The following is a 19,033-nucleotide window of genomic DNA, read 5'->3' on the forward strand; positions in this document are numbered from 1 at the left end:
TTGACCACGCCGGTTAAAGTGACTTTCAGGCGGAGCGGATAAATGTGAAGCCTAGCTCCTGGAAGGACGCCTGATGGTTTCGCGCTCTGACATTCTGAAAACGGCCACGCTTGCCGCGGCCATCTCCCTGCTGGGCGTCGCCCCTGCCCTCGCCGGCGGGGTTTCGATAGGCATTCGAGCGACAGTTCGAACCATCTGCCGGGTCGAGGTCGGCGCGGCCGTCATCCCCGCCTTCGAAACCGGCGAAACCGGCCTGGGCCGAATGACCGAGCTCTGCAACAACGTCGAGGGTTATCGCCTGATCCTCAACCATCCCGCCGGCCTGGTCGACGCCTTCGCCGTGGTCGACGGCCAGCGTGTGCCGCTTTCCTCGACGGCCACCCAGACGGTCATCATCGACAGCAATCAGCCGGCGTTCCGCCAGCGCGACCTCGGCATCATCCTGTCGTCGCCTCAGGACGCCATGAGCCTGAGCCTCCGGGCCGAAGCCAAAGGCATGATCTTCTAGATCGAACAGCCGGCGCCGGGCGACAGCCCGAGCCGCGGAGAAAAGGTCAGGGTCACCACGTCGCTGTAGGCGCCGGCGGGCTGGGCGGACACGTCCTCGCCGCTGACCGTGACCTGCAGCGGATGGCTGCGGCCAGAGGGCGCCGGCGTGCGGTCGCACACCAGAGCCGCCCCCGCCTCGACCGGAATTCCGCCCAGACGCATCGAATAGCGAAGGCCGGCGGCATCCGCGTCGCCACGACGCAGCACGCCCCATTTCGACGACACGCTCAACTCGTAGGGCGAGGTCGACTGCGCGGTCACGACCACGGTTCCGCTGAAGGACTGATCGGGATTCAGGACGCCCAGGTCGATCTCGCCCCGTCGCATGCCTGCGGATCCGATAAAGGCCGAAATCATGTCCGGCGTTTCCATATCCAGCGCGACCCGGCCGGCCTGCTGAATCTCCGCCGCGTCGAGCCGCTCCTCGCCCGAGTAGCAGACGTAACGAACCTCGAGCGGTTCGTAATAGTCTCCCGATCCCACAGACTGGCCGGCCGGCGCCATCAGCCGGAAACTCTCGTTGACGACGTCGCCCGCAGGCCCGGCCTTGAAGCTGACCACGGCGCCATTGGTCGCATTGGGCTGTTCTGCGCCGCTGAAAAACACCGGCCGGGAAGAGTCCCGCGCCCATTCGACATCGTAACCCTGTGGCCCGCCCGCCCCGAACTGCGAACGACCGCCCCGGGGGTCAGGGTCGACCAGGATGAAGCGGACAGCCGTCACGGAAGGATCGGTCCGGCTGACCCGGATGTTGAATGCATGATTGATTGGCGCGCCCGAGAACGGATCGTAGCGAACGGACAGACCCGTTCCCTGCGACTCGAACCCTGCGCATCCGGCCTGTGCGGCGGCGGGCGCGAACATCAGCGCGAGCGCGGCGAGACCGGTCGGCAAAACGATCTTCATGGGCGGGGCTCCGGTGTGATGACGCCCAGACGGACCAGGCCGTCCGCGCCAGCGGGAATGACGATCATATAGGTCTGCGCGCCGTCGACCCCGGCCTCGATCCGCCAACGGCCCGGCCGAAGGCCCTGAACGGCGAAGCGGCCGGCGTTGTTCGTGAACATCCGCACGCCGGGTTGATCCGGTCGCGCCATCTCATAGGCAGTGCCGACCAGGAGCTTCAGCGGCCCGCCGTCCGCCTGGACAAGCTGGCCGGTGGCCGAGACCGAATAGTCCGAACCGACGGTGATCAGATAGCCGGACCGGTAGGGCGGAAGCAGTTGCACCGAGCCGGCGCCGATGTCGTAGCCGGTAGGCGCGTCCGGCACGTCGAACATCACCGTGCGCGGCGAATAGGCGCTGAGTTCAGGCGTAACGGCCCCGCCCAGCCGACCGGACCGTGCAGTGTAGTTCCCCTCACGGGGCTCCACATAGACTTGGGAATCCTTCAGGCTGGCGTGAGGCGCGAACAGGGCGAAACTGTCGTAGATCGGGCGCGACACCGCCATCTTGCCGTCCGCATAGACCAGCGCGCCCCCGGCCCGGAACGAGGTCCGCTGATCCGAGATTTCGCCGCTGTCGGCGTTGAACGACGTCAGATGGGACCCGCCGATTTCGGCGCGGTTCAGCAGGGCTGTGAACGACCCATTGACCCCGGCCGCGTCTTCGGACGTGTCCAGGTTCGCCGCCGCGCTCCAGGAGCCGACGCCCCGTCCGCGCGAGGTCTGGTACCCGACACGCGCCCGATTGCGGCGACTGTCGACCTCCGCCGTCGCGCTGGCGTAGGAGCCCATGCGATAGGTGAGGCCAAACCGGATGCCGGTCTCGGTGCGGTTCTGGCGCTTCTCGAAATTAGCCTCGGCGTTGAACAGCAGCCGGCCGCTGGCGCGCCAGCCGTAGCTTGCGCGGGCCGACGCCTGGTCTTCTCGTGCGCCCCGCCCCACGGAATAGAAGACGTCCGCCGACACATACTGGGTCGTGCCGATCGACTGCGAATAGGTGACCCCGGCCTCATAGGCGAAGGGATTGTCCGCCAGTTCGACGCCGGGCGTGGCGAAGGATTCACTGATGGTTTGGACCGTGGCGTTCAAGGAACGGGCGCTGCTTCGGTCGGCGCCGAAGACGCGTTCGAAGCTGAGGTTCAACGCATAGCCTTCGCCGATATCGGCGATGGACGATCCGGCCAGATTCATGCCGATCGTGCCGATCGGCGCCGCCCAGACGATTTCACCGCCCACCACGCCGCCGCGTGCGCTGGCCTGGAAGTTGGCGCCCGCCGTCAGATCGTCGGTCAGGCCGCGCCGATAGAAGCCCGACCCGGCCGCGTCCCCCGAGTATTTCCGGCCGCCCTGATCGAAGTCTGTGCGTGTGCCCGCGTAGAAGCCGAATTCCGTCAAGCCGGCCGCAAGCAGGCTTCGGTCGAAGAAGATGGAGAAGGAGAAGACGCTCTCGACGCCCGCATCGTCGCGGATCACCAGCCGCACGTCATTGCCGCCCTGGGCGAAGGGAAAGTCGCTGACGTCATAGGAGCCGGGGTTCAGCCGCGTCTGCTGAACCGAGCGGCCGTTTATGAACACCTCCACCGTCGAAGGCCGTACCAGGGTGAAGGACCGTTGGCCCCTCGGCTGGATGTTCCGTTGGGGATCGAGATCGGCGTAGACCCGCTCCAGCGACAGGCCCGCGATAGGGCTGGCCCCCGAAAAACCCCGCGCCTGGGGTCTCAGATCACCGGCCGTCCAGCGCCCGGTGCGTGCGACGTCGTCGTAGACCAGACGCGTACCCTCGCGGATGAACGAATCCTCCAGGGTCGCTTCGTTCTCGAGGACGACCCCCCGGAATCGGACCGCGCTGTCGATCAGCAGGCTGGGCGTGCCGAAGCCGGTGTCTTCGCCCACGTGTACATAGTCGGTCGTCAGATAGGTGGTCACATAGGCCGAAAGGTTTGCGGGCTTGGCCACGGGCCCGCGAAACTGTTCACGTCCCCCGGAAATGCTCAGGCTGGTTCTGGGCCGCACATCAGGGCTGATCGACAGCGTCAGACCGAAGGTGGCCGGATCATAGGCGATCGGAAAGCCGAGGTCCGTCAGTTCGACGGTCGAGACCCGCTGCCGGCCCGCCAGGGCGCTGGCCAGCGCCTGCCAGGAGGCCGGCGAAATCACGGGCTGAAGCAGGTCCAGAAGCGGATCGACGTCCACCTGGATACGCGCGTCGGCGGTCAGCAGGTAAGAAATCTCGCCCAGGATGAAGGGGCCGTCCTTCAGCGGTCCGCCGAGGTAGACGTCGCGGCCGGAAGGGTTCAGCGCCGGCGACGGGGGTGCGGTCTGAATCACTTCGAACGCCGCCTCTGACGCGGCGGAATAATAGGAAGGCGGTTGAGCGTCGATCACACGATCACCGATCCTGAACCGGCGTCAGTTCGACCGTCACCGCGCCATTCGGCTGCGGCAGGCGAATATTGATCGGCAGCCGGCGCGTGGCGCCCGAAGGCACCAGGCCCAGGCCCATCAGCTGCTGCAGTTGCTCGGGCTCCCAGGATTCGCGCAGGATTTCGTCGCCATTCGGCGCGCGCTGCACCAGGGTCAGACGGTTCTTGCCGACATAGCCGTAGGTGTTGCCGGAGTTGCTGACCATGAGCACAGGGCGGCCGACGCCGTCCTCGCCGGTCTCGATCGCCACCGATTGGACTGCGAGGGCGGACACGGCTCCGGGCGCGCCGACGCTGACCAGAACCTTGAAATTATACAGCACCTGAATCGCGTTCTGGTTTTCAGGCAGCACGACAGGCAACTGGGCGACCGTGACGAAGAAGTGCTGGCTGGCCTGCATCTCGGGGTCGCCGACCCACTGAATCCGGAACGCCTGGGACTGGCCCGGCTCCACGGTGGCCTGGGCCGGGAAGACCAGAAGGTCTTCGGCCTCGACATCGGTTTCGCGCAATTCGCCGTCGACGACGTCCAAGCGGCGGGCGGTCAGTTCGACCGGAACTGTGGTGGAAAAAGTGTTCTGGAGCGTCAGCACCGTCGAGGTGCGCCGGCCAGAAGACAGGAGATCGATGATCACCGGCTGAACATTCAACGCCGTGGCGGGAATGCCCGAGGCCAGCAAGGCCGCAGCAGTTAGAAGGACTCCGACGAGGCGTCGGGCGGCGGCGGGCATCATGGGAAACTACCTGGTGGATCCAAAGGGGGGTCGGACCGGCCCTGTGCGGGGGGACCGGTCCGACGGACGCCGACGCCCCGTGGGAACGTCGGCGCTTATTGGGGCTTAGGCGCCCGGAGCAACGGTCACATTGACCGAGCCGGTGTAGGCGCCAGCGGCCAGCCTACGGTCGGTGTTGGAACCCCAGTTGGTCGCGATGTCGCTCGAACCGCCCGACGTCGCCACAGCGCCGCCGTTCGACGCCGCTTGGGCGAAACGAACGTGCGTGTTGCTGTCGCTCAGGCTGACGTGGCCGCCGAAGCGCTGGGCCACGTTCGAGGCGCCGGCGGTGCTGGTGGTGTCCAGGGCCAGACCGTTGATCGTGGTGTCCAGGTTGTAGCGGATGAACTGGGCGAAGCCGCCCTCGGTCAGGCCGTTGCCGGTGGCGCCGGTGCGGGCCAGAACGGCGCGGTCGACGGTGACCGAATTGTTCACGCCGTTGCAGAAGGCGATGATGCGGGCGCCGTTCAGGGCGTCTGCGATTTCAGTGGTCACGCCGCTGCGGACCTTGGCTTCCGAGTCGGTCAGGTCGCCGGCCAGGGTCACGGTGGTGGCTTGAGCCGAGACGCCGCACTTGGCGGCGACCGAGGCGTTGATCGCGACGGATTGGCTGTCTTGAGCCGAGGCGGCGCCGGCGGCGGTCAGGGCGAGAGCAGCGGCCGAGGCCGCGAAAACGATACGCTTCATAGGGTAGTCTCCGTCTTGGATTGAGCGCCGGAGAAGCCCGGCGTGTTTTCGAGCGGGCGGAAGGCCCGTCGAGGGCTCCGTCGCCCGCGATATGCGGTCGACGAATTCGATAGGGCGCGATGCGCCGATCCGGCCGAGGGCGTGCGCATCAGGCGCGCGCTCCGACGACAAGAGTAATGGTGTCGCTGTAGTCGCCCGCGGCGAGGCGCTGGTTCAGCGTGGACTGGTCCGGCCAGTCGATGGTCAAGGTCACGCCGCCCGGCGCCGCGATGCCTGAGCCAGAGCCCAGGCCCCTGCCCGGCTGGTCCGATGCGAAGTCGCAGTTTCCACCGGCCACGATCTGGTCGGACAGGCAGCGACCGCTGCGCACGTCGCCTTCGCTGGTTTCCAGCGTCAGACGTACGCCATAGGTCTTGTCGAAGGCGTATCCCGACCCGTCGGGTGCGCCGGTGGTGTTGACCAGACGGCCCTTTTCACCCCGAACGCCGACGGCGAAAGGCGTGTTGCAGTCGAGCGGCAGAGAGACGCTGAACGTCTGGGCTGTCTCCAGATCCGGGGTGACGCCGCGCAGAGGCGTCGGCGCAATCCGGCTGAAACCACACCGACCTGGAATGACGGCTGAGACGGTGATGTCCACGCCGGCGTCCTGCGCGGCGGCAGGCGCTGCGGATGCGAGGACGGTGAGGATCGCCAGACCCAGGGCGGCGTAACCGGCTGGGTGTCGCGCACGGCGGCGCATCCACGTCGGCTCACCGCCGACATTCGCGTGCTGGATAGCGTGCAATGCCCGTCCCCCCGCGGCGCCCTAGGTTCGGGCGTCTCGCTGACCGGACTGTTGCAGTTAAGAAAACATTAAGCGTCGCCAGATTTGGGTATATCGCTGTGGACGATATAATTTTCCTCAGCGTTTTTATGTATTTCGCCTGATTGGGGAATTAAACGCCACCGGCATCCGAGGGGGCTCAGACCCGAAACCAGGGGCATTTGGGCCGGAAATCCAGCGCCGGCCTTGCCAGAGCGCCAGGGGAATCACGACCGCGGCTACAACCATGACGACACACGCCAGGCTGGTCGCAAGACCGAACCGCGTATCGATATTCCGGTCGCTGACCACGCCGGTGACCCACGGCCCCAGTCCGACGCCGACGACGGACACGGCGGCCAGGAAGATGGCGTTCACCCCGCTGCGGATCGGATCAGGCGTCAGCGGCTGCAATCCGATCAGCGCCGACGCGGCGGCCATGCCGCTGCTCGCGACCAGCAGACTCAGGCATGCAAGCGTCATCGGCAGCCAGGTCGTGGTCATCAATCCAAAGGCGGCGAGCACCGAAACGGCCAAGGCGCCCGCCATGACCGGCGCCGGTCCCGACGCCTTCATGCGTTCGAGCCCCAACAGCCATCCGGCCGTCAAATGGCCCGCAGGAGCCGCGACCAGCACCACGCCGCCGATCGCGATCGCGGCGTGACCGCTGCTGAGTTCATGCGCGCGCGCAAGGATGGACGGCATCCAGGCGCCCGCCGCCTGAATCGACAGCACGCACCCGGCGCTTGCCCCCATAAGCCCGAACACCGCTCGTCCGTCCCCGGCGAGCCAGCTGACGGCCGTGCGCAGGCCCCGCGTCGGTTCCGCCGAAACCATCCGACGCCCTCGCGCCTTCCAGAGAAGGCCGCCGATCAGGCCGAGGTTGAGCAGGATCGGAATCAGGGAGGCCGAGCGCCAGGGTGAAAGGCCCGCCACGGTCTGCCCTCCGACCAGCAACAGAATTGCGCCCACCAGAAAGAAGCTGCCGCTTCGTCCGGCGGCCGACCCGCTTGTGAACATCGAAACGGCGCGCGCCCGCCCCATGCCGACGCTCGACGACCCAAGGATCATAAGAGCGGTAGGCGCAAAGGCGGCCTGGCCGACCCCCAGCACCATCCGCGCCGCCATCAGGGCTTCATAACTCGAGGCCAGAGCGAAGGCTGCGCCGCCGACCGTCCAGACGGCCACGCAAAGCGCCATCAGCCGGAAGGGCTCGATCCGCCGCCCCCAGTGCCCCGCCGCCAGCATGGCCCCCGCATAGGTCAGGGCGAAGGCCGGGCCCTGCAGAGCGCCGATCTGGCGGTCCGTCAGGTCGAACTCGCCCTTCAGCGCTCCAGCGACGACAGACGGCACAGCGCGATCCACAAAGGCCGCGAACTGCACAGACGCCAGAAGCAACACTGTGCCCAGCCCGACCTTCGACGACGCAGCGTGCGCCGACTGGCCGGGCCGCAGGACCGCCCCCGAGGCAAAACTCATATGTAATACAGACCCTTTTCACTTCAGGCGGTCTGCAATAGGCGCTGCAGGCGTCTTCCGATAGTCCCGTTTTGAAACAGGCCGCAGTCCAGGCCTGGCGGTCGCGCAGGCTCCCAATACGCGTTCCACAATGGGATCTCAGGGGGTTTCAGAATTCGTCAGGGGCAGGACGTCCGCGACGCCCTCACCCTTGGCGATCAGCCATCCACAACGCCCTGAGCGAGACCGGCGAGGTCTCGCTCAGGTCCTCGGCGATCAGGCCCGGTCCGAATCGGTCGGCGGCGTCGGCGTGGATCCACACGGCGGCGCAGGCGGCGTCAAAACTGTCCATGCGCTGGGCCATCAGACCGCCGATCATCCCGGACAGGACGTCGCCGGTTCCCGCGGTGGCCAGCCAGGGCGACCCGTTGCGATTGATGCGAAGACGACCGTCCGGCGCGGCGATGACGGTCTCGGCGCCCTTCAGCACCACGACGGCCTGGGCGCGCTCCGCCGCCTCGGCTGCGGCGGCCACTCGCCCCCTGTGAAGCAGACCCGGGAAGAGGCGTTCGAACTCACCCTCGTGCGGGGTGAGAACATCATCGCGGTCCAGCAGGGCGAACAGTTCGGCGCTGCGCCCCTTGAACACCGACAGGCCGTCGGCGTCGATCACCAGGGCGGCGCCGCTGGACGCCAGGGCCTGGATATTGGCCACGGTCGCCTCGTCCAGACCCGCCGCCGGGCCCACCACGACCGCGTCCATCTCCTCGACCTCGCGCGCCAGCGCCTCGGCCGAGGCGAAGGGAGTCAGCATGACGGCCTCGATCGCCGGGGCGATCACAGCGACCGCGTCGGGGGGGCAGTAGATACGCACCACCCCGGCCCCGATCCGCAGTCCGGCCCGCGCCGCCAGCCGCGCCGCCCCGGTCTGGTGCGCCCGACCCGAGACGACCCCAAGGCGCCCCCGCGCATGCTTGTGCGTTTCCGCGCCCGGCCACGGAAGAAAATTGCGCCAGATCGCCGGGTCGTTGGTTTCTATCATCCGGGCTCCGAATATCCGTGACTTTTCTGCGAAAACCGCTTGCTTTGAACGGCCTTGATGTGTCCCATTCCCGCCCGAGCGCCGCTGCATTCCGCACGCCGCTCAGGGGTCGCCATGAAGAAGATTGAAGCCATCATCAAGCCTTTCAAGCTGGATGACGTCAAAGAGGCGCTCCAGGACGTCGGCGTGCAAGGCATGACTGTGTTGGAGGCCAAGGGATATGGCCGCCAGAAGGGTCATTCAGAGCTGTATCGCGGCGCCGAATACGTCATCGACTTCCTGCCCAAGATCAAGATCGAGGTGGTCGTCGCCGACGATCTCGCCCCTGCGGTCGTCGAGGCCATTCAGACCTCGGCCCGCACTGGCAAGATCGGCGACGGCAAGATTTTCGTGTCCGACGTCGCCGAGGTGATCCGTATCCGCACCGGCGAGACCGGGGCCCAGGCCGTCTGAGTTCGCGTACCCCTCCTCCGGCGGCCGGCGCGTCCATGCGCTGATCGATCGGTTCCTCCCCAACGACCAAGAAACAGGACTTCCGAGAATGAGCGCCAGCAAGATCCTCAAGGAGATCAAGGAGAAGGACGTCAAATACGTCGACGTTCGCTTCACCGACACCCGCGGCAAGCTGCAGCACGTCACCTTCGACATCGACCTGGTCGATGAGGACTTCCTGAACGAAGGCACGATGTTCGACGGCTCGTCCATCGCCGGCTGGAAGGCCATCAACGAGTCCGACATGCTGCTGAAGCCGGACCTGACCACGGCCTATATCGACCCGTTCTACCAGCAGACCACGATGTTCCTGTTCTGCGACGTGCTGAACCCGGACACCGGCGAACCCTACAACCGCGACAGCCGCTCGATGGCCAAGAAGGCCCTGTCCTATGTCCAGTCCTCGGGCGTGGGCGACATGGTCTATTTCGGCCCGGAAGCCGAGTTCTTCATCTTCGACGACGTGCGCTGGTCGACCCAGCCGCACAACACCTCCTATTCGTATGATTCGACCGAGCTGCCGGCCAACACCGGCGCCGAATACACCGAGGGCAACATGGGCCACCGCCCTGGGCCCAAGGGCGGCTATTTCCCGGTCAACCCGGTCGATTCCGGCCAGGACCTGCGCGGCGAGATGCTGGGCGTCATGCGCGACCTGGGCCTCCAGCCCGAGAAGCACCACCACGAGGTGGCCCCGGCCCAGCACGAACTGGGTCTGAAATTCTCGGACCTGCTGACCATGGCCGACCGGCTGCAGCTCTATAAGTACGTGATCCACAACGTCGCCGCCGCCTACGGCAAGTCGGCGACCTTCATGGCCAAGCCGATGTTCGCCGACAACGGTTCGGGCATGCACGTCCACATGTCGATCTGGAAGGACGGCAAGCCCCAGTTCGCCGGCGACAAATACGCCGGCCTGTCGCAGGAATGCCTGTGGTACATCGGCGGCATCATCAAGCACGCCAAGGCCATCAACGCCTTCGCCAACTCGACCACCAACAGCTACAAGCGTCTGGTCCCCGGCTACGAAGCCCCGGTGAAACTGGCCTATTCGGCCCGCAACCGTTCGGCCTCGATCCGTATCCCGCACGTCTCGTCGCCGAAGGCCAAGCGTTTGGAAGCCCGCTTCCCCGACCCGATGGGCAACCCATATCTGACCTTCGTCGCCCTGCTGATGGCGGGTCTGGACGGGATCGAGAATCGCATCGATCCGGGCGCGCCCGCCGACAAGAACCTGTACGACCTGCCGCCGGAAGAGCGCGGCTCGATCCCCGAGGTCTCCGGCTCGCTGCGCGAAGCCCTCGAGAACCTCGACAAGGACCGCGCCTTCCTCAAGAAGGGCGGCGTCATGGATGACGACTTCATCGACAGCTACATTGAGCTGAAGATGGAAGAGGTGATGCGCCTGCAACTGCACCCGCACCCCGTCGAATTCGACATGTACTACAGCTGCTGATCCCTTCAGCAGTCTGACTTCAGGAAAGCCCCGGACGGTCCGCCGTCCGGGGCTTTTCTTTTCCGTGCGTCACGCGGCCGGCCCAGACGCGACCGGCCCAGACGCGGCTGGCTTACACGCCGCCGGCGCCCATGCCATAAGGCCGCATCGGCGGCATACGAGGCTCGAAATGGTCAAGCGTCTCAAGGGGTCTGTTCCCGCGCGTCCCAAGGGCGCCCCGGTCCGCGCGGCCGAAACCGAACTGGTCTGCTATGTGCGCGAGGGCTGGGCCCCGCGCGTGGCGCCGGCCTCGCCCAGGCGCGACTGGATGACCGAAACGCCCGACAGTTTCGCCTATCGCTGCCTGCCCCTCGCCATCGCCAACACCCACGGCTGGGAGATGCTCAGCCCCTGCGGCTTCAAGGCCCGCTGGCATGGCGGCGTTGACGCCAGCTCGGTCGAGATCGTGCTTGATCCCGGCTCGGACCCGAAGCGGGGTCCGGTCTCCCTGTTCGGCAGCGGGACCCTGACCTTCCACGTCGACGGCATCGTGCGCACCTCCGAAGGCTGGAACCTGTGGGTCGGCGGCCCACCCAACGCCATGAAGGACGGCATCGCCCCGATGGGCGGGGTGATCGAAACGGACTGGTCGCCCTACACCTTCACCATGAACTGGCGCTTCACCCGCCCCGACGTCTGGATCCGGTTCGAGGAAAACGAGCCCTTCTGCTTCTTCTTCCCCACCCCGCGCGGCGTGCTGGACCGGCTGAAGCCGGAGCTGCGGCCGATGGAGGACCAGCCCGAGATGCTGCAGACCTTCGACGCCTGGCGAGCCTCGCGGCTGGCCTTCCAGGAGTGGGTCAAGAAGACCAAGCCCACGGCCCCCGCCGATCAATGGCAGAAACTCTACTATCGCGGACTGCATCCGGAGGGCCATGCCGGGCCGGCCGACCATGAGTCCAAGCTCAGACTGTCGCCCTTCCGCCAGACCGGCTCACGACGGGTCTGCCCCGTCGATCACGCGGACGGCAAGAAGCGGGGCTAGAGCGACGGGGCTCAGGCCGAGGCCAGCCCCTCCTCGTCATCCGCCTTCCTGCGGCGCAGTTCGATCAGCCGCACGCACCAGATCGAGACCTCGTAGAGGATGACCAGGGGCACGGCGAGCATCAGCTGGCTGATGGGGTCCGGCGGCGTCACCACGGCGGCGACCACCACCACGGCGACGATCGCATAGCGCCGCCCGGCCGCCATGGCCTTGGAACTGATCATGCCGGCGAGACCCAGCAGGGTCGTCACGACCGGCAGCTGGAAGCACAGGCCAAAGGCGAGCAGCAGCGAAGTCACCAGGCTCAGATAGTCCGAGATCTTGGTCGTCTGGGCCACGGAAATCCCGTCGCTGACCACCTGCTGACCCAGCGAGAACAGCATGACGAAGGGCAGCATGACATAATAGACCAACGCCCCGCCCAGGCAGAACATCACCGGCGCCGCGATCAGGAACGGCAGGAAGGCGCCCCGCTCGTTTCGGTACAGGCCCGGCGCGACGAACCGGTACATCTGCCAGGCGATGACCGGGAAGGTCAGAACCGCCGCGCCGAAGGCCGCGATCTTCATCTTGGTGAACAGCTGCTCCAGCGGCGCGGTGGCGATCAGTTGCACCACGGCGGCGCTGCCGGGCGGATAGGGGCGCAGGCCGGTCATGGTCGCGATCAGCTCCAGCGGGTTGGCGTGTCCGCCGGACGCCAGGGCCGCCGCATGAATGGCCGCCGCCGCCTGATAGGGTTTGATCAGGGCGATCTGGATCTGGTTGGCGAAGGCGAAACACAGGATGAAGCCCAGGCCGAAGGCGATCACGCAGATCAGCAACCGGCTGCGGAGCTCGATCAGGTGGTCCATCAGCGGCGCGCGCGACGCCTCGATCTCGGCCTCGTCACGATCGGAGAAAGTCAAAGCTCGACGGCCTTCTTGCGCGGGGTCCGGGGCTTGGCGGGCGTCTTGGTCGCGGGGATCGTGGCCGTGGACGCGGCCTTCGGCTTCGCCTTCGGTCGCGGCTTGGGCTTAGTCTCGGCCGTTGCCGATACGGCGGACTTGGCGGCGGTCTTCGCCGTCGCGCGCTTCGTCTTGGACTCAATCGTCGGCGTCGGCTCAACGAGCGGCGGGGCATCGGGCCATTCGTCGGCTGCGGGCGTCATGATCGGCGCCTCGGCGGTCGGCGCCGGCAGGGCGGCCGGCGCGCCCGGCCCGGTCAGGCCGGCGTTGATGTCCTTGAAGGCCGCATCGGCGTCTGCGCCCAGGGGATACATGGCCCCCTGCCCGCTCCGCAGCGCCTCGACCTCCTTGCGCAGGTCGTCCAGTTCGGACTGACGCGCCATCTCGTCGAAACTGGAGCGGAACTCGTTGGCCATGGCGCGCGCCTTGGCGACCATCTGGCCGACGCGACGCATCAGAACAGGCAGATCCTTTGGCCCCACCACAAGCAGGGCCACCAGGCCGATCACCACTAATTCGAAGCCCCCGATACCGGGGCCGAGCCCGCCCATGCGTCAGCCCTTACAGACGACGACTAGCGCTTCAGCTCTTCCTTTTCCGCATCGGTGCGGGGCAGCGAGCTGACGCCGTCGTGCAGGCCGTCCTTCTTGTCGTCGTCCTTCAGGCCGTCCTTGAAGGCGCGGATGCCCTTGGCGGCGTCGCCCATGATGCCGGACAGCTTGCCGCGTCCACCGAACAGGACGGCGACGACGACAATGACGATGGCCCAGTGCCAGATGCTCATGGAGCCCATGGCTCGTTCTCCTCACGCGGACCGATCATCGATCCCGTCACTTATCTTCAGCGCATATAGGCGCAGTGATGGCCCCGCGCCAAGGGAGGCTGTAGGTCTTCGCGACCATGAGTCCCACCGATCACGTCATCATCCACACCGACGGCGCCTGCAAGGGCAATCCCGGCCCCGGCGGCTGGGGCGCCCTGCTCCAGACCGGGGGCGGCCACGAAAAGGAATTGTGGGGCGGCGAGCCCAATACGACCAACAACCGCATGGAGCTGATGGCCGCCATCATGGCGCTGGAGGCGCTGAAACGGCCCTGCAGGGTCGAGCTTCACACCGACAGCAAATACGTCATGCAGGGCATCACCGAATGGATGCGCGGCTGGAAGGCGCGCGGCTGGCTGACCGCCGACAAGAAGCCGGTCAAGAACGCCGACCTATGGCAGCGTCTGGACGCCGCCCGGCTGAAGCACGACGTCAAATGGCGCTGGGTCAAGGGCCACGCCGGGCACGAACTGAACGAACGCGCCGACCAGCTGGCGAATCGCGGGGTCGCCGACCTCAGGCGCGTCTAGACCGCCTCGACTTCCTTTTCCGGCTCGACGATGCGGCGTCGGATGCGCGCTCCGCTCATCACCGCGCCGAACAGGGCCGCGACGGCGGCCAGCTCGAAGCCGTGACGCACGCCCGTGACCGGGGCCGCCGACAGCAGGAAGGCGACCACGACCGCCCCCATCGACTGACCCAGCACCCGCGCCGTGCCCAGGGCGCCGCCCGCCGCCCCGGCCCGCTCACGCGGAGCCTCCGACAGCAGGGCGCGGTTGTTGGGCGACTGGAAGAAGCCGAACCCGGCCCCGCACAGGGCCATGCGCCAGATGATGTCGAACCGCGACGAATCCCCGTCGAGGAAGCTCAGCGCCATCAGACCGCAGGCGAACAGGCTCAAGCCGACGGCGCCCAGTATCCCCGCCGAATGCCGATCCGACAACCACCCGGCCAGCGGGGCGGCGAACATGGTCGCCAGCGGCCAGGGCGTCATCAGCAGCCCCGTTTCCACTGCGCTGAGCCCCAGCGAGCCCTGCAGGAAGAACGGCAGGGAGATGAAGGCCATCATCTGGGCGGTGAAGGAGATGATGGAGGTGGCGACCGACAGGGCGAACATCGGCCGCGCCAGCAGGTCCAGCGGGATCAGCGGCGTCTTGCTGGGCCTCTCATGCCGCACCAGCAGCACCCCGGCCGCCAGCCCGAGCCCCGTCAGGCCGAAGCCCAGGATCGAAGCCTCGCCGTGAGCAAGGGCCTGCATCCCCGTGATGACGAGGCCGAAGGCCGCCGCGCTCAGCGCCGCCCCGGTCAGGTTCAGCCTGCGCTTCTGCAACGGATTGTGCGGCAGGGTGAAGCCCGCCATCGACACCGCCAGAACCCCCAGCGGAATGTTCAGGGCGAACAGCCAGCGCCATTCGCCGAGGCTCAGCACGGCGCTGGCGATGGTCGGGCCGGCGGCGGCGGCCATGGAGACGATCACCGCATTGATCCCGACCGCCCGGCCCAGCATCCGCTGCGGATAGGTGAAGCGCACCAAGGCGCCGTTGACGCTCATGATCCCCGCCGCCCCAAACCCCTGCAGCACCCGAGCCAGGCTCAGGGTCAGGATCGAATCGGACAGGGCGCAGGCCAGCGAAGCCAGGGTGAAGACCGCCAGCCCCACCTGCGACACCCGACGATAGCCGACGATCTCGCCCAGCGACGCCAGCGGCAGAAGCGCGACCACGATGGCGATCTGATAGGCGTTGACGATCCAGATGGAGGCGGCCTCCGACGCCTGGAGATCCCGGGCGATGGACGGAAGCGCGACATTGGCGATGGCGCCGTCCAGGACGGCGAGGGTGATGCCCAGGCCGATGGAGACGATGGCCCAATAGCGCCTCGGAACCGGCAGTCCATCCTGGGCCGGGACGACGGAGGCGATACGGCTGTCTGACATCAGCGTCGAACGTCGTCCCACGGCAAAGGTTGCGCGGGACGGCTCAGGTCGCGGCGCGCACCGTCAGCAGCGAGCCGCTGACCCCGTGCACCACGACATCCTGCCCGACCTCGGGCTGCCCCGTTTCGGGCGCGGCCCCGTCGATGACGGCCGACCATTCGGCGCCGGAGACGAACACCCGGCCTCGACCGCCGACGAAGGCCTCCACCACCCGGGCGCGCTGGTCGATCAGACGACTGTTCCGGTCGTTGATGTCGACCCCGTCCGGATTGGCCTTCTGGATCAGGCGTCGCGACAACAGGGTGGCGATGACCGTCAGCACGGCGAAGACCGCCACTTCGCCGGGCAGGCCCAACCGCACCCCGACCGCCGTCATCACCGCCACCAGCCCGGCCGAAACCGCCGGCCACAACAGCCATTCGGTCGAGAACATCGACTCGACGGCCAGCAACAACACCCCGACGGCCAGCCAGATCCAGAACGGCTGGGCGGCGTACAGATCGGCGACGACGGTCATGACCTGGGCTCCCGGATCAGGCGGTGGGCGGAACGGACGGACGACGCGGGGCGGCGGCGGGCTTGACCGGGGTCGCCTGCTGCTGCTGCCCCTTGGCCAGGTTCACCATCTCGCCGATGCCGGCGATGGTGCCGACCAGGGCGCCCATTTCGGCGGGCACGATGACGGTCCGCTGCTGCGGGCTGCGGGCCAGTTCGGCGAAGGCCTCGACATATTTCTGCGCCACGAAATAGTTGATGGCGTTGACGTCGCCCCGGGCGATGGCTTCCGACACCATGGTGGTGGCGCGGGCCTCGGCCTCGGCTTCGCGTTCGCGCGCCTCGGCGTCGCGGAAGGCGGCCTCCTTGCGGCCTTCGGATTCCAGGATGGCCGCCTGTTTGGCGCCCTCGGCGCGGGTGATGGCGGCCTGTTTCTCGCCGTCCGCCTCGGTGACCACGGCGCGGCGCTCGCGCTCGGCCTTCATCTGGCGGGCCATGGCGTTGGTGACGTCGGTCGGCGGGGTCAGGTCCTTGATCTCGATCCGGTTGACCTTGACGCCCCAGGGCTCGGTCGCCGCGTCGATGACGTGCAGCAGGCGGGTGTTGATGCTGTCGCGCTGGCTCAGCACCTCGTCCAACTCCATAGAACCGACCACGGTGCGCAGATTGGTCATGCACAGCTGGGAAATGGCGTAGGGCAGATCATCGACCCGATAGGCGGCGCGGGCGGCGTCCATCACCTGGATGAAGACGATGCCGTCCACCCGGACCATGGCGTTGTCCTTGGTGATGACTTCCTGGGTCGGCACATCAAGAACCTGCTCCATCATGTTCATCCGCTTGCCGACCCGTTCCACGAACGGGGTCAGGAAGCCGATGCCGGGGCTCAGGGTCTTGGTGTATTTGCCGAACCGTTCGACCGTGAATTCACGGCCTTGCGGCACGATCTTGATGACGCTGAACAGGAGCGCGATCGCGAGCAGCAGCAGAACGCCGGCGAAGATGGTGAGAACGTCCATGTGTATCCTCCGTATGCGAGGAGGTTACGCGCGGGACGCGAGCCGCGCCACCGAAACCGGACGACCTTCGTCCGATTTTCAACCGGTCTGCCGAGCGTAGGTTGCAAGCCGTTCCGCCACATCTGCTTCCAGATCGCCGTAGAACAGGTTGTAAGGCCGCGCCTTTCTCCGGTCAGCCCAGTTGCCGGTCTCCCGGAAGGATTCAAGATCGGGCCAGGTGTGGCGCAGCAGCCCTTCGCGGCACTGGGTCGCGACCTCGCGCGCCATCAGCGCCGGACGCGCCCCCCATTCCAGCCCCGTCGCATTGGTGGCGCCCCGGTGCAGGCGCGCGGGAACGGGCTCTTCGCCCGTGCCCCCCGTCACCGGGTTCACACAGACCGCCGGCCGCCCCGCCAGATCGACCAGATGCCCCCGCGCATCCCATACGGTCGCCCGCCGCAGTCGCCGACGGGCGGCCGAGTCGTCGCGGTCGCCGACCTGCGACCAGGCGATCACGCAATGGATCTGGCGCCGATCGGCGCAGGCCGGAATGGAGTCCGGCAGATTCTCGGCGGCGATGATCGTGTCCATCAGATAGGCCGCCACCAGACGGTCCCGGACCGCCGCATCCGGCGCGATCCGTTCGCGGATCAGCCGGTCCAGCAGATCGGCGCCCTGCTCAACCCCCGCCAGGACGATGGGGCCCTTGGGATGACGCGCCAGCCAGGCGTCGAAGGCCGCCAGGACGTCCCCATAGGCGAAGGCCCGGGCCTCGCGCGCATCGTCGCGCAGGGTCAGGCGCGTATAAAGGCTGGCCTGCCGATAACGCGGCGCGCTGACCGCGCCCGCCCGTGCGAAGGGTCCGGCGTAGTTGGGCAGGACCACCCGGTACAGATAGGCGTCGGCCTTGGGGTCGCCGATGGCCCCGTTCCAGTCGCGCCCGCCGTTGAAGGTGGTCGAATGAACGAAGAAGACGTTGGCCCCGCCCGCCCCCGGCGCCCGCGCGTCCCGCAAGGCCCAGGTCCTGGGATCGGCGTAATCGGGCGCCGGCGGGGGCTTGTAGGTCTGGAACGGCACCTGGGGATCCAGTCCGGCGCGCAGAATGTCCCCGCGCCACACCGCGACTGCGGCGGTCAGCAGAAACACCAGGACGAACCCGATGTAGCCGATCCATTGCCGGGTCGTCAGGCGCTTCATCTGTATTGATCGGGCTGGGCCAGGAAGTTCTGGACGTAGCGACGCACGCCCTCTTCCAGCGGCGTCGACTGTCCCTCGAACCCGGCGGCGCGGATCCGGTCCATCCGGGCCTGGGTGAAATACTGGTACCGGTCGCGGATCGCCTCGGGCATGTCGACATACTCGATCGAGGGCGCCTTGCCGGCGGCGGCGAAGGTGGCCTTGGCCAGATCGTCGAACGACCGCGCCTGGCCCGATCCGGCGTTGAAGATCCCCGAGACCTCCGGCGACTGCAGCAGGAATTCGATGATATCGACCACATCGTCCACATAGACGAAGTCACGCAACTGGCCGCCGTCGGCATAGTTGGGATTGTGCGACCGGAACAGGCTGACGGTCTCGCCCGCCGCGACCTTGGGCCAGATCTGGGCCACGACCGACTTCATCCCGCCCTTGTGCCCTTCGTTGGGCCCATAGACGTTGAAGAATTTCAGCCCCGCCCACTGGGGCGGCGCCTGGCCGCGATCCGACTGGCGCACCGCATACTGGTCGAACAGCATTTTCGAATAGCCATAGGCATTTAGCGGCCTCAGCTTCGACAGGGACTCCGCATCGTCGTCGTCATTGAACCCCGTCTCGCCGTCGCCGTAGGTCGCCGCCGACGAGGCGTAGATCATCCGGGCGTCCCGGATCGCGCACCAGTCCCACAGATCGCGCGACAGGGTGAAGTTGGTGCGCAGGATCAGGTCCGCATCCGGCTCGGTCGTGGACGAGATGGCGCCCATATGCACCACGGCCTCGATCCGCTCCGCATGACGCTCCAGCTGTTCGAACAGTTCCTCCGGCGCCCAGAAGTCGGCGATCGGATGTTTGGCCAGGTTCTTCCACTTGGCCAGGTCGGCGGTCTCCAGGCGGTCGCAGACCACCACGTCATAGGCCGTCTCTGCCGTCAGCCGCGCCACGATATTGGAGCCGATGAAGCCGGCTCCGCCCGTCACAACAATCATTCTG

The 19,033-nt window shown here is 67.0% G+C and carries 20 protein-coding genes; 5 read left to right on the forward strand and 15 right to left on the reverse strand.

The window, feature by feature from the left end:
* The first annotated feature begins 73 nt into the window (after nucleotides 1-73).
* The gene (locus ACW18C_RS09140) at nucleotides 74-508 is read left to right on the forward strand and encodes a hypothetical protein (RefSeq protein ID WP_492070566.1); all 435 of its coding nucleotides are present in this window, start codon (nucleotides 74-76) and stop codon (nucleotides 506-508) included.
* Here ACW18C_RS09140 and ACW18C_RS09145 read toward each other — a convergent pair.
* The 7 genes from ACW18C_RS09145 to ACW18C_RS09175 form a co-directional block, all read right to left on the reverse strand.
* Nucleotides 505-1,455: a hypothetical protein gene (locus ACW18C_RS09145; protein ID WP_492070568.1), complete on the reverse strand. Its 951-nt coding sequence runs from the start codon at nucleotides 1,453-1,455 to the stop codon at nucleotides 505-507. The genes ACW18C_RS09140 and ACW18C_RS09145 overlap by 4 nt on opposite strands.
* On the reverse strand, nucleotides 1,452-3,878 hold the full coding sequence (locus tag ACW18C_RS09150) for a fimbria/pilus outer membrane usher protein (RefSeq protein WP_492070569.1): 2,427 nt from the start codon (nucleotides 3,876-3,878) through the stop codon (nucleotides 1,452-1,454). The genes ACW18C_RS09145 and ACW18C_RS09150 overlap by 4 nt, the downstream gene beginning before the upstream one ends.
* Before the next feature lie 4 nt (nucleotides 3,879-3,882).
* Nucleotides 3,883-4,650, reverse strand: a complete 768-nt coding sequence (locus ACW18C_RS09155) for a fimbrial biogenesis chaperone (protein ID WP_492070571.1) — start codon at nucleotides 4,648-4,650, stop codon at nucleotides 3,883-3,885.
* A 105-nt stretch (nucleotides 4,651-4,755) separates the two neighbouring features.
* Nucleotides 4,756-5,376, reverse strand: coding sequence for a hypothetical protein (locus ACW18C_RS09160; RefSeq protein WP_008263118.1), 621 nt, complete (start codon nucleotides 5,374-5,376; stop codon nucleotides 4,756-4,758).
* A gap of 148 nt (nucleotides 5,377-5,524) precedes the next feature.
* Nucleotides 5,525-6,115, reverse strand: a complete 591-nt coding sequence (locus tag ACW18C_RS09165; protein ID WP_492070573.1) for a hypothetical protein — start codon at nucleotides 6,113-6,115, stop codon at nucleotides 5,525-5,527.
* A gap of 171 nt (nucleotides 6,116-6,286) precedes the next feature.
* Complete coding sequence (locus ACW18C_RS09170) at nucleotides 6,287-7,657, reverse strand: MFS transporter (protein WP_492070575.1); 1,371 nt, start codon at nucleotides 7,655-7,657, stop codon at nucleotides 6,287-6,289.
* A gap of 184 nt (nucleotides 7,658-7,841) precedes the next feature.
* The gene (locus tag ACW18C_RS09175; protein WP_426025967.1) at nucleotides 7,842-8,678 is read right to left on the reverse strand and encodes an NAD(P)H-hydrate dehydratase; all 837 of its coding nucleotides are present in this window, start codon (nucleotides 8,676-8,678) and stop codon (nucleotides 7,842-7,844) included.
* Between the two features lie 114 nt (nucleotides 8,679-8,792).
* On the opposite strand from ACW18C_RS09175, the gene ACW18C_RS09180 reads away from it, so the two are divergent.
* The 3 genes from ACW18C_RS09180 to ACW18C_RS09190 all read left to right on the forward strand — a co-directional run bounded on the left by ACW18C_RS09180 (nucleotide 8,793) and on the right by ACW18C_RS09190 (nucleotide 11,650).
* Nucleotides 8,793-9,131, forward strand: coding sequence for a P-II family nitrogen regulator (locus tag ACW18C_RS09180; protein WP_008261682.1), 339 nt, complete (start codon nucleotides 8,793-8,795; stop codon nucleotides 9,129-9,131).
* 88 nt (nucleotides 9,132-9,219) lie between these two features.
* Complete coding sequence (gene glnA, locus ACW18C_RS09185) at nucleotides 9,220-10,626, forward strand: type I glutamate--ammonia ligase (RefSeq protein WP_008258959.1); 1,407 nt, start codon at nucleotides 9,220-9,222, stop codon at nucleotides 10,624-10,626.
* Nucleotides 10,627-10,795: 169 nt separating this feature from the next.
* Nucleotides 10,796-11,650, forward strand: a complete 855-nt coding sequence (locus ACW18C_RS09190; protein WP_492070578.1) for a DUF6065 family protein — start codon at nucleotides 10,796-10,798, stop codon at nucleotides 11,648-11,650.
* Nucleotides 11,651-11,661: 11 nt separating this feature from the next.
* On the opposite strand, the gene tatC is transcribed toward ACW18C_RS09190, so the two are convergent.
* Genes tatC through ACW18C_RS09205 form a run of 3 tightly spaced genes read right to left on the reverse strand, consistent with a single transcriptional unit; the run spans nucleotide 11,662 to nucleotide 13,387 of the window.
* Nucleotides 11,662-12,555: a twin-arginine translocase subunit TatC gene (gene tatC, locus ACW18C_RS09195; protein WP_292148489.1), complete on the reverse strand. Its 894-nt coding sequence runs from the start codon at nucleotides 12,553-12,555 to the stop codon at nucleotides 11,662-11,664.
* Nucleotides 12,552-13,145: a Sec-independent protein translocase protein TatB gene (tatB, locus tag ACW18C_RS09200; RefSeq protein ID WP_035308512.1), complete on the reverse strand. Its 594-nt coding sequence runs from the start codon at nucleotides 13,143-13,145 to the stop codon at nucleotides 12,552-12,554. Before tatB ends, tatC begins: the two co-directional genes overlap by 4 nt.
* A gap of 23 nt (nucleotides 13,146-13,168) precedes the next feature.
* On the reverse strand, nucleotides 13,169-13,387 hold the full coding sequence (locus tag ACW18C_RS09205; protein ID WP_492070579.1) for a twin-arginine translocase TatA/TatE family subunit: 219 nt from the start codon (nucleotides 13,385-13,387) through the stop codon (nucleotides 13,169-13,171).
* Between the two features lie 107 nt (nucleotides 13,388-13,494).
* On the opposite strand from ACW18C_RS09205, the gene rnhA reads away from it, so the two are divergent.
* Nucleotides 13,495-13,947, forward strand: coding sequence for a ribonuclease HI (gene rnhA / locus ACW18C_RS09210; protein WP_008263255.1), 453 nt, complete (start codon nucleotides 13,495-13,497; stop codon nucleotides 13,945-13,947).
* Here the strand turns inward: rnhA and ACW18C_RS09215 are convergent.
* The 5 genes from ACW18C_RS09215 to rfaD form a co-directional block, all read right to left on the reverse strand.
* Nucleotides 13,944-15,353, reverse strand: a complete 1,410-nt coding sequence (locus ACW18C_RS09215; RefSeq protein WP_492070581.1) for an MFS transporter — start codon at nucleotides 15,351-15,353, stop codon at nucleotides 13,944-13,946. The two genes, rnhA and ACW18C_RS09215, sit on opposite strands and share 4 nt — an antisense overlap.
* A gap of 43 nt (nucleotides 15,354-15,396) precedes the next feature.
* On the reverse strand, nucleotides 15,397-15,870 hold the full coding sequence (locus ACW18C_RS09220; protein ID WP_154726603.1) for an NfeD family protein: 474 nt from the start codon (nucleotides 15,868-15,870) through the stop codon (nucleotides 15,397-15,399).
* 16 nt (nucleotides 15,871-15,886) lie between these two features.
* The gene (locus ACW18C_RS09225) at nucleotides 15,887-16,867 is read right to left on the reverse strand and encodes an SPFH domain-containing protein (RefSeq protein ID WP_008263714.1); all 981 of its coding nucleotides are present in this window, start codon (nucleotides 16,865-16,867) and stop codon (nucleotides 15,887-15,889) included.
* Nucleotides 16,868-16,945: 78 nt separating this feature from the next.
* Entirely contained in the window at nucleotides 16,946-18,043 is a 1,098-nt protein-coding gene (locus ACW18C_RS09230) for a DUF3089 domain-containing protein (protein WP_492070583.1), read from the reverse strand.
* The gene (rfaD, locus tag ACW18C_RS09235; RefSeq protein WP_492070584.1) at nucleotides 18,040-19,029 is read right to left on the reverse strand and encodes an ADP-glyceromanno-heptose 6-epimerase; all 990 of its coding nucleotides are present in this window, start codon (nucleotides 19,027-19,029) and stop codon (nucleotides 18,040-18,042) included. Before rfaD ends, ACW18C_RS09230 begins: the two co-directional genes overlap by 4 nt.
* Between the last annotated feature and the right edge of the window lie 4 nt (nucleotides 19,030-19,033).

The organism is Brevundimonas sp. FV1ye7S (genome assembly GCF_058680995.1).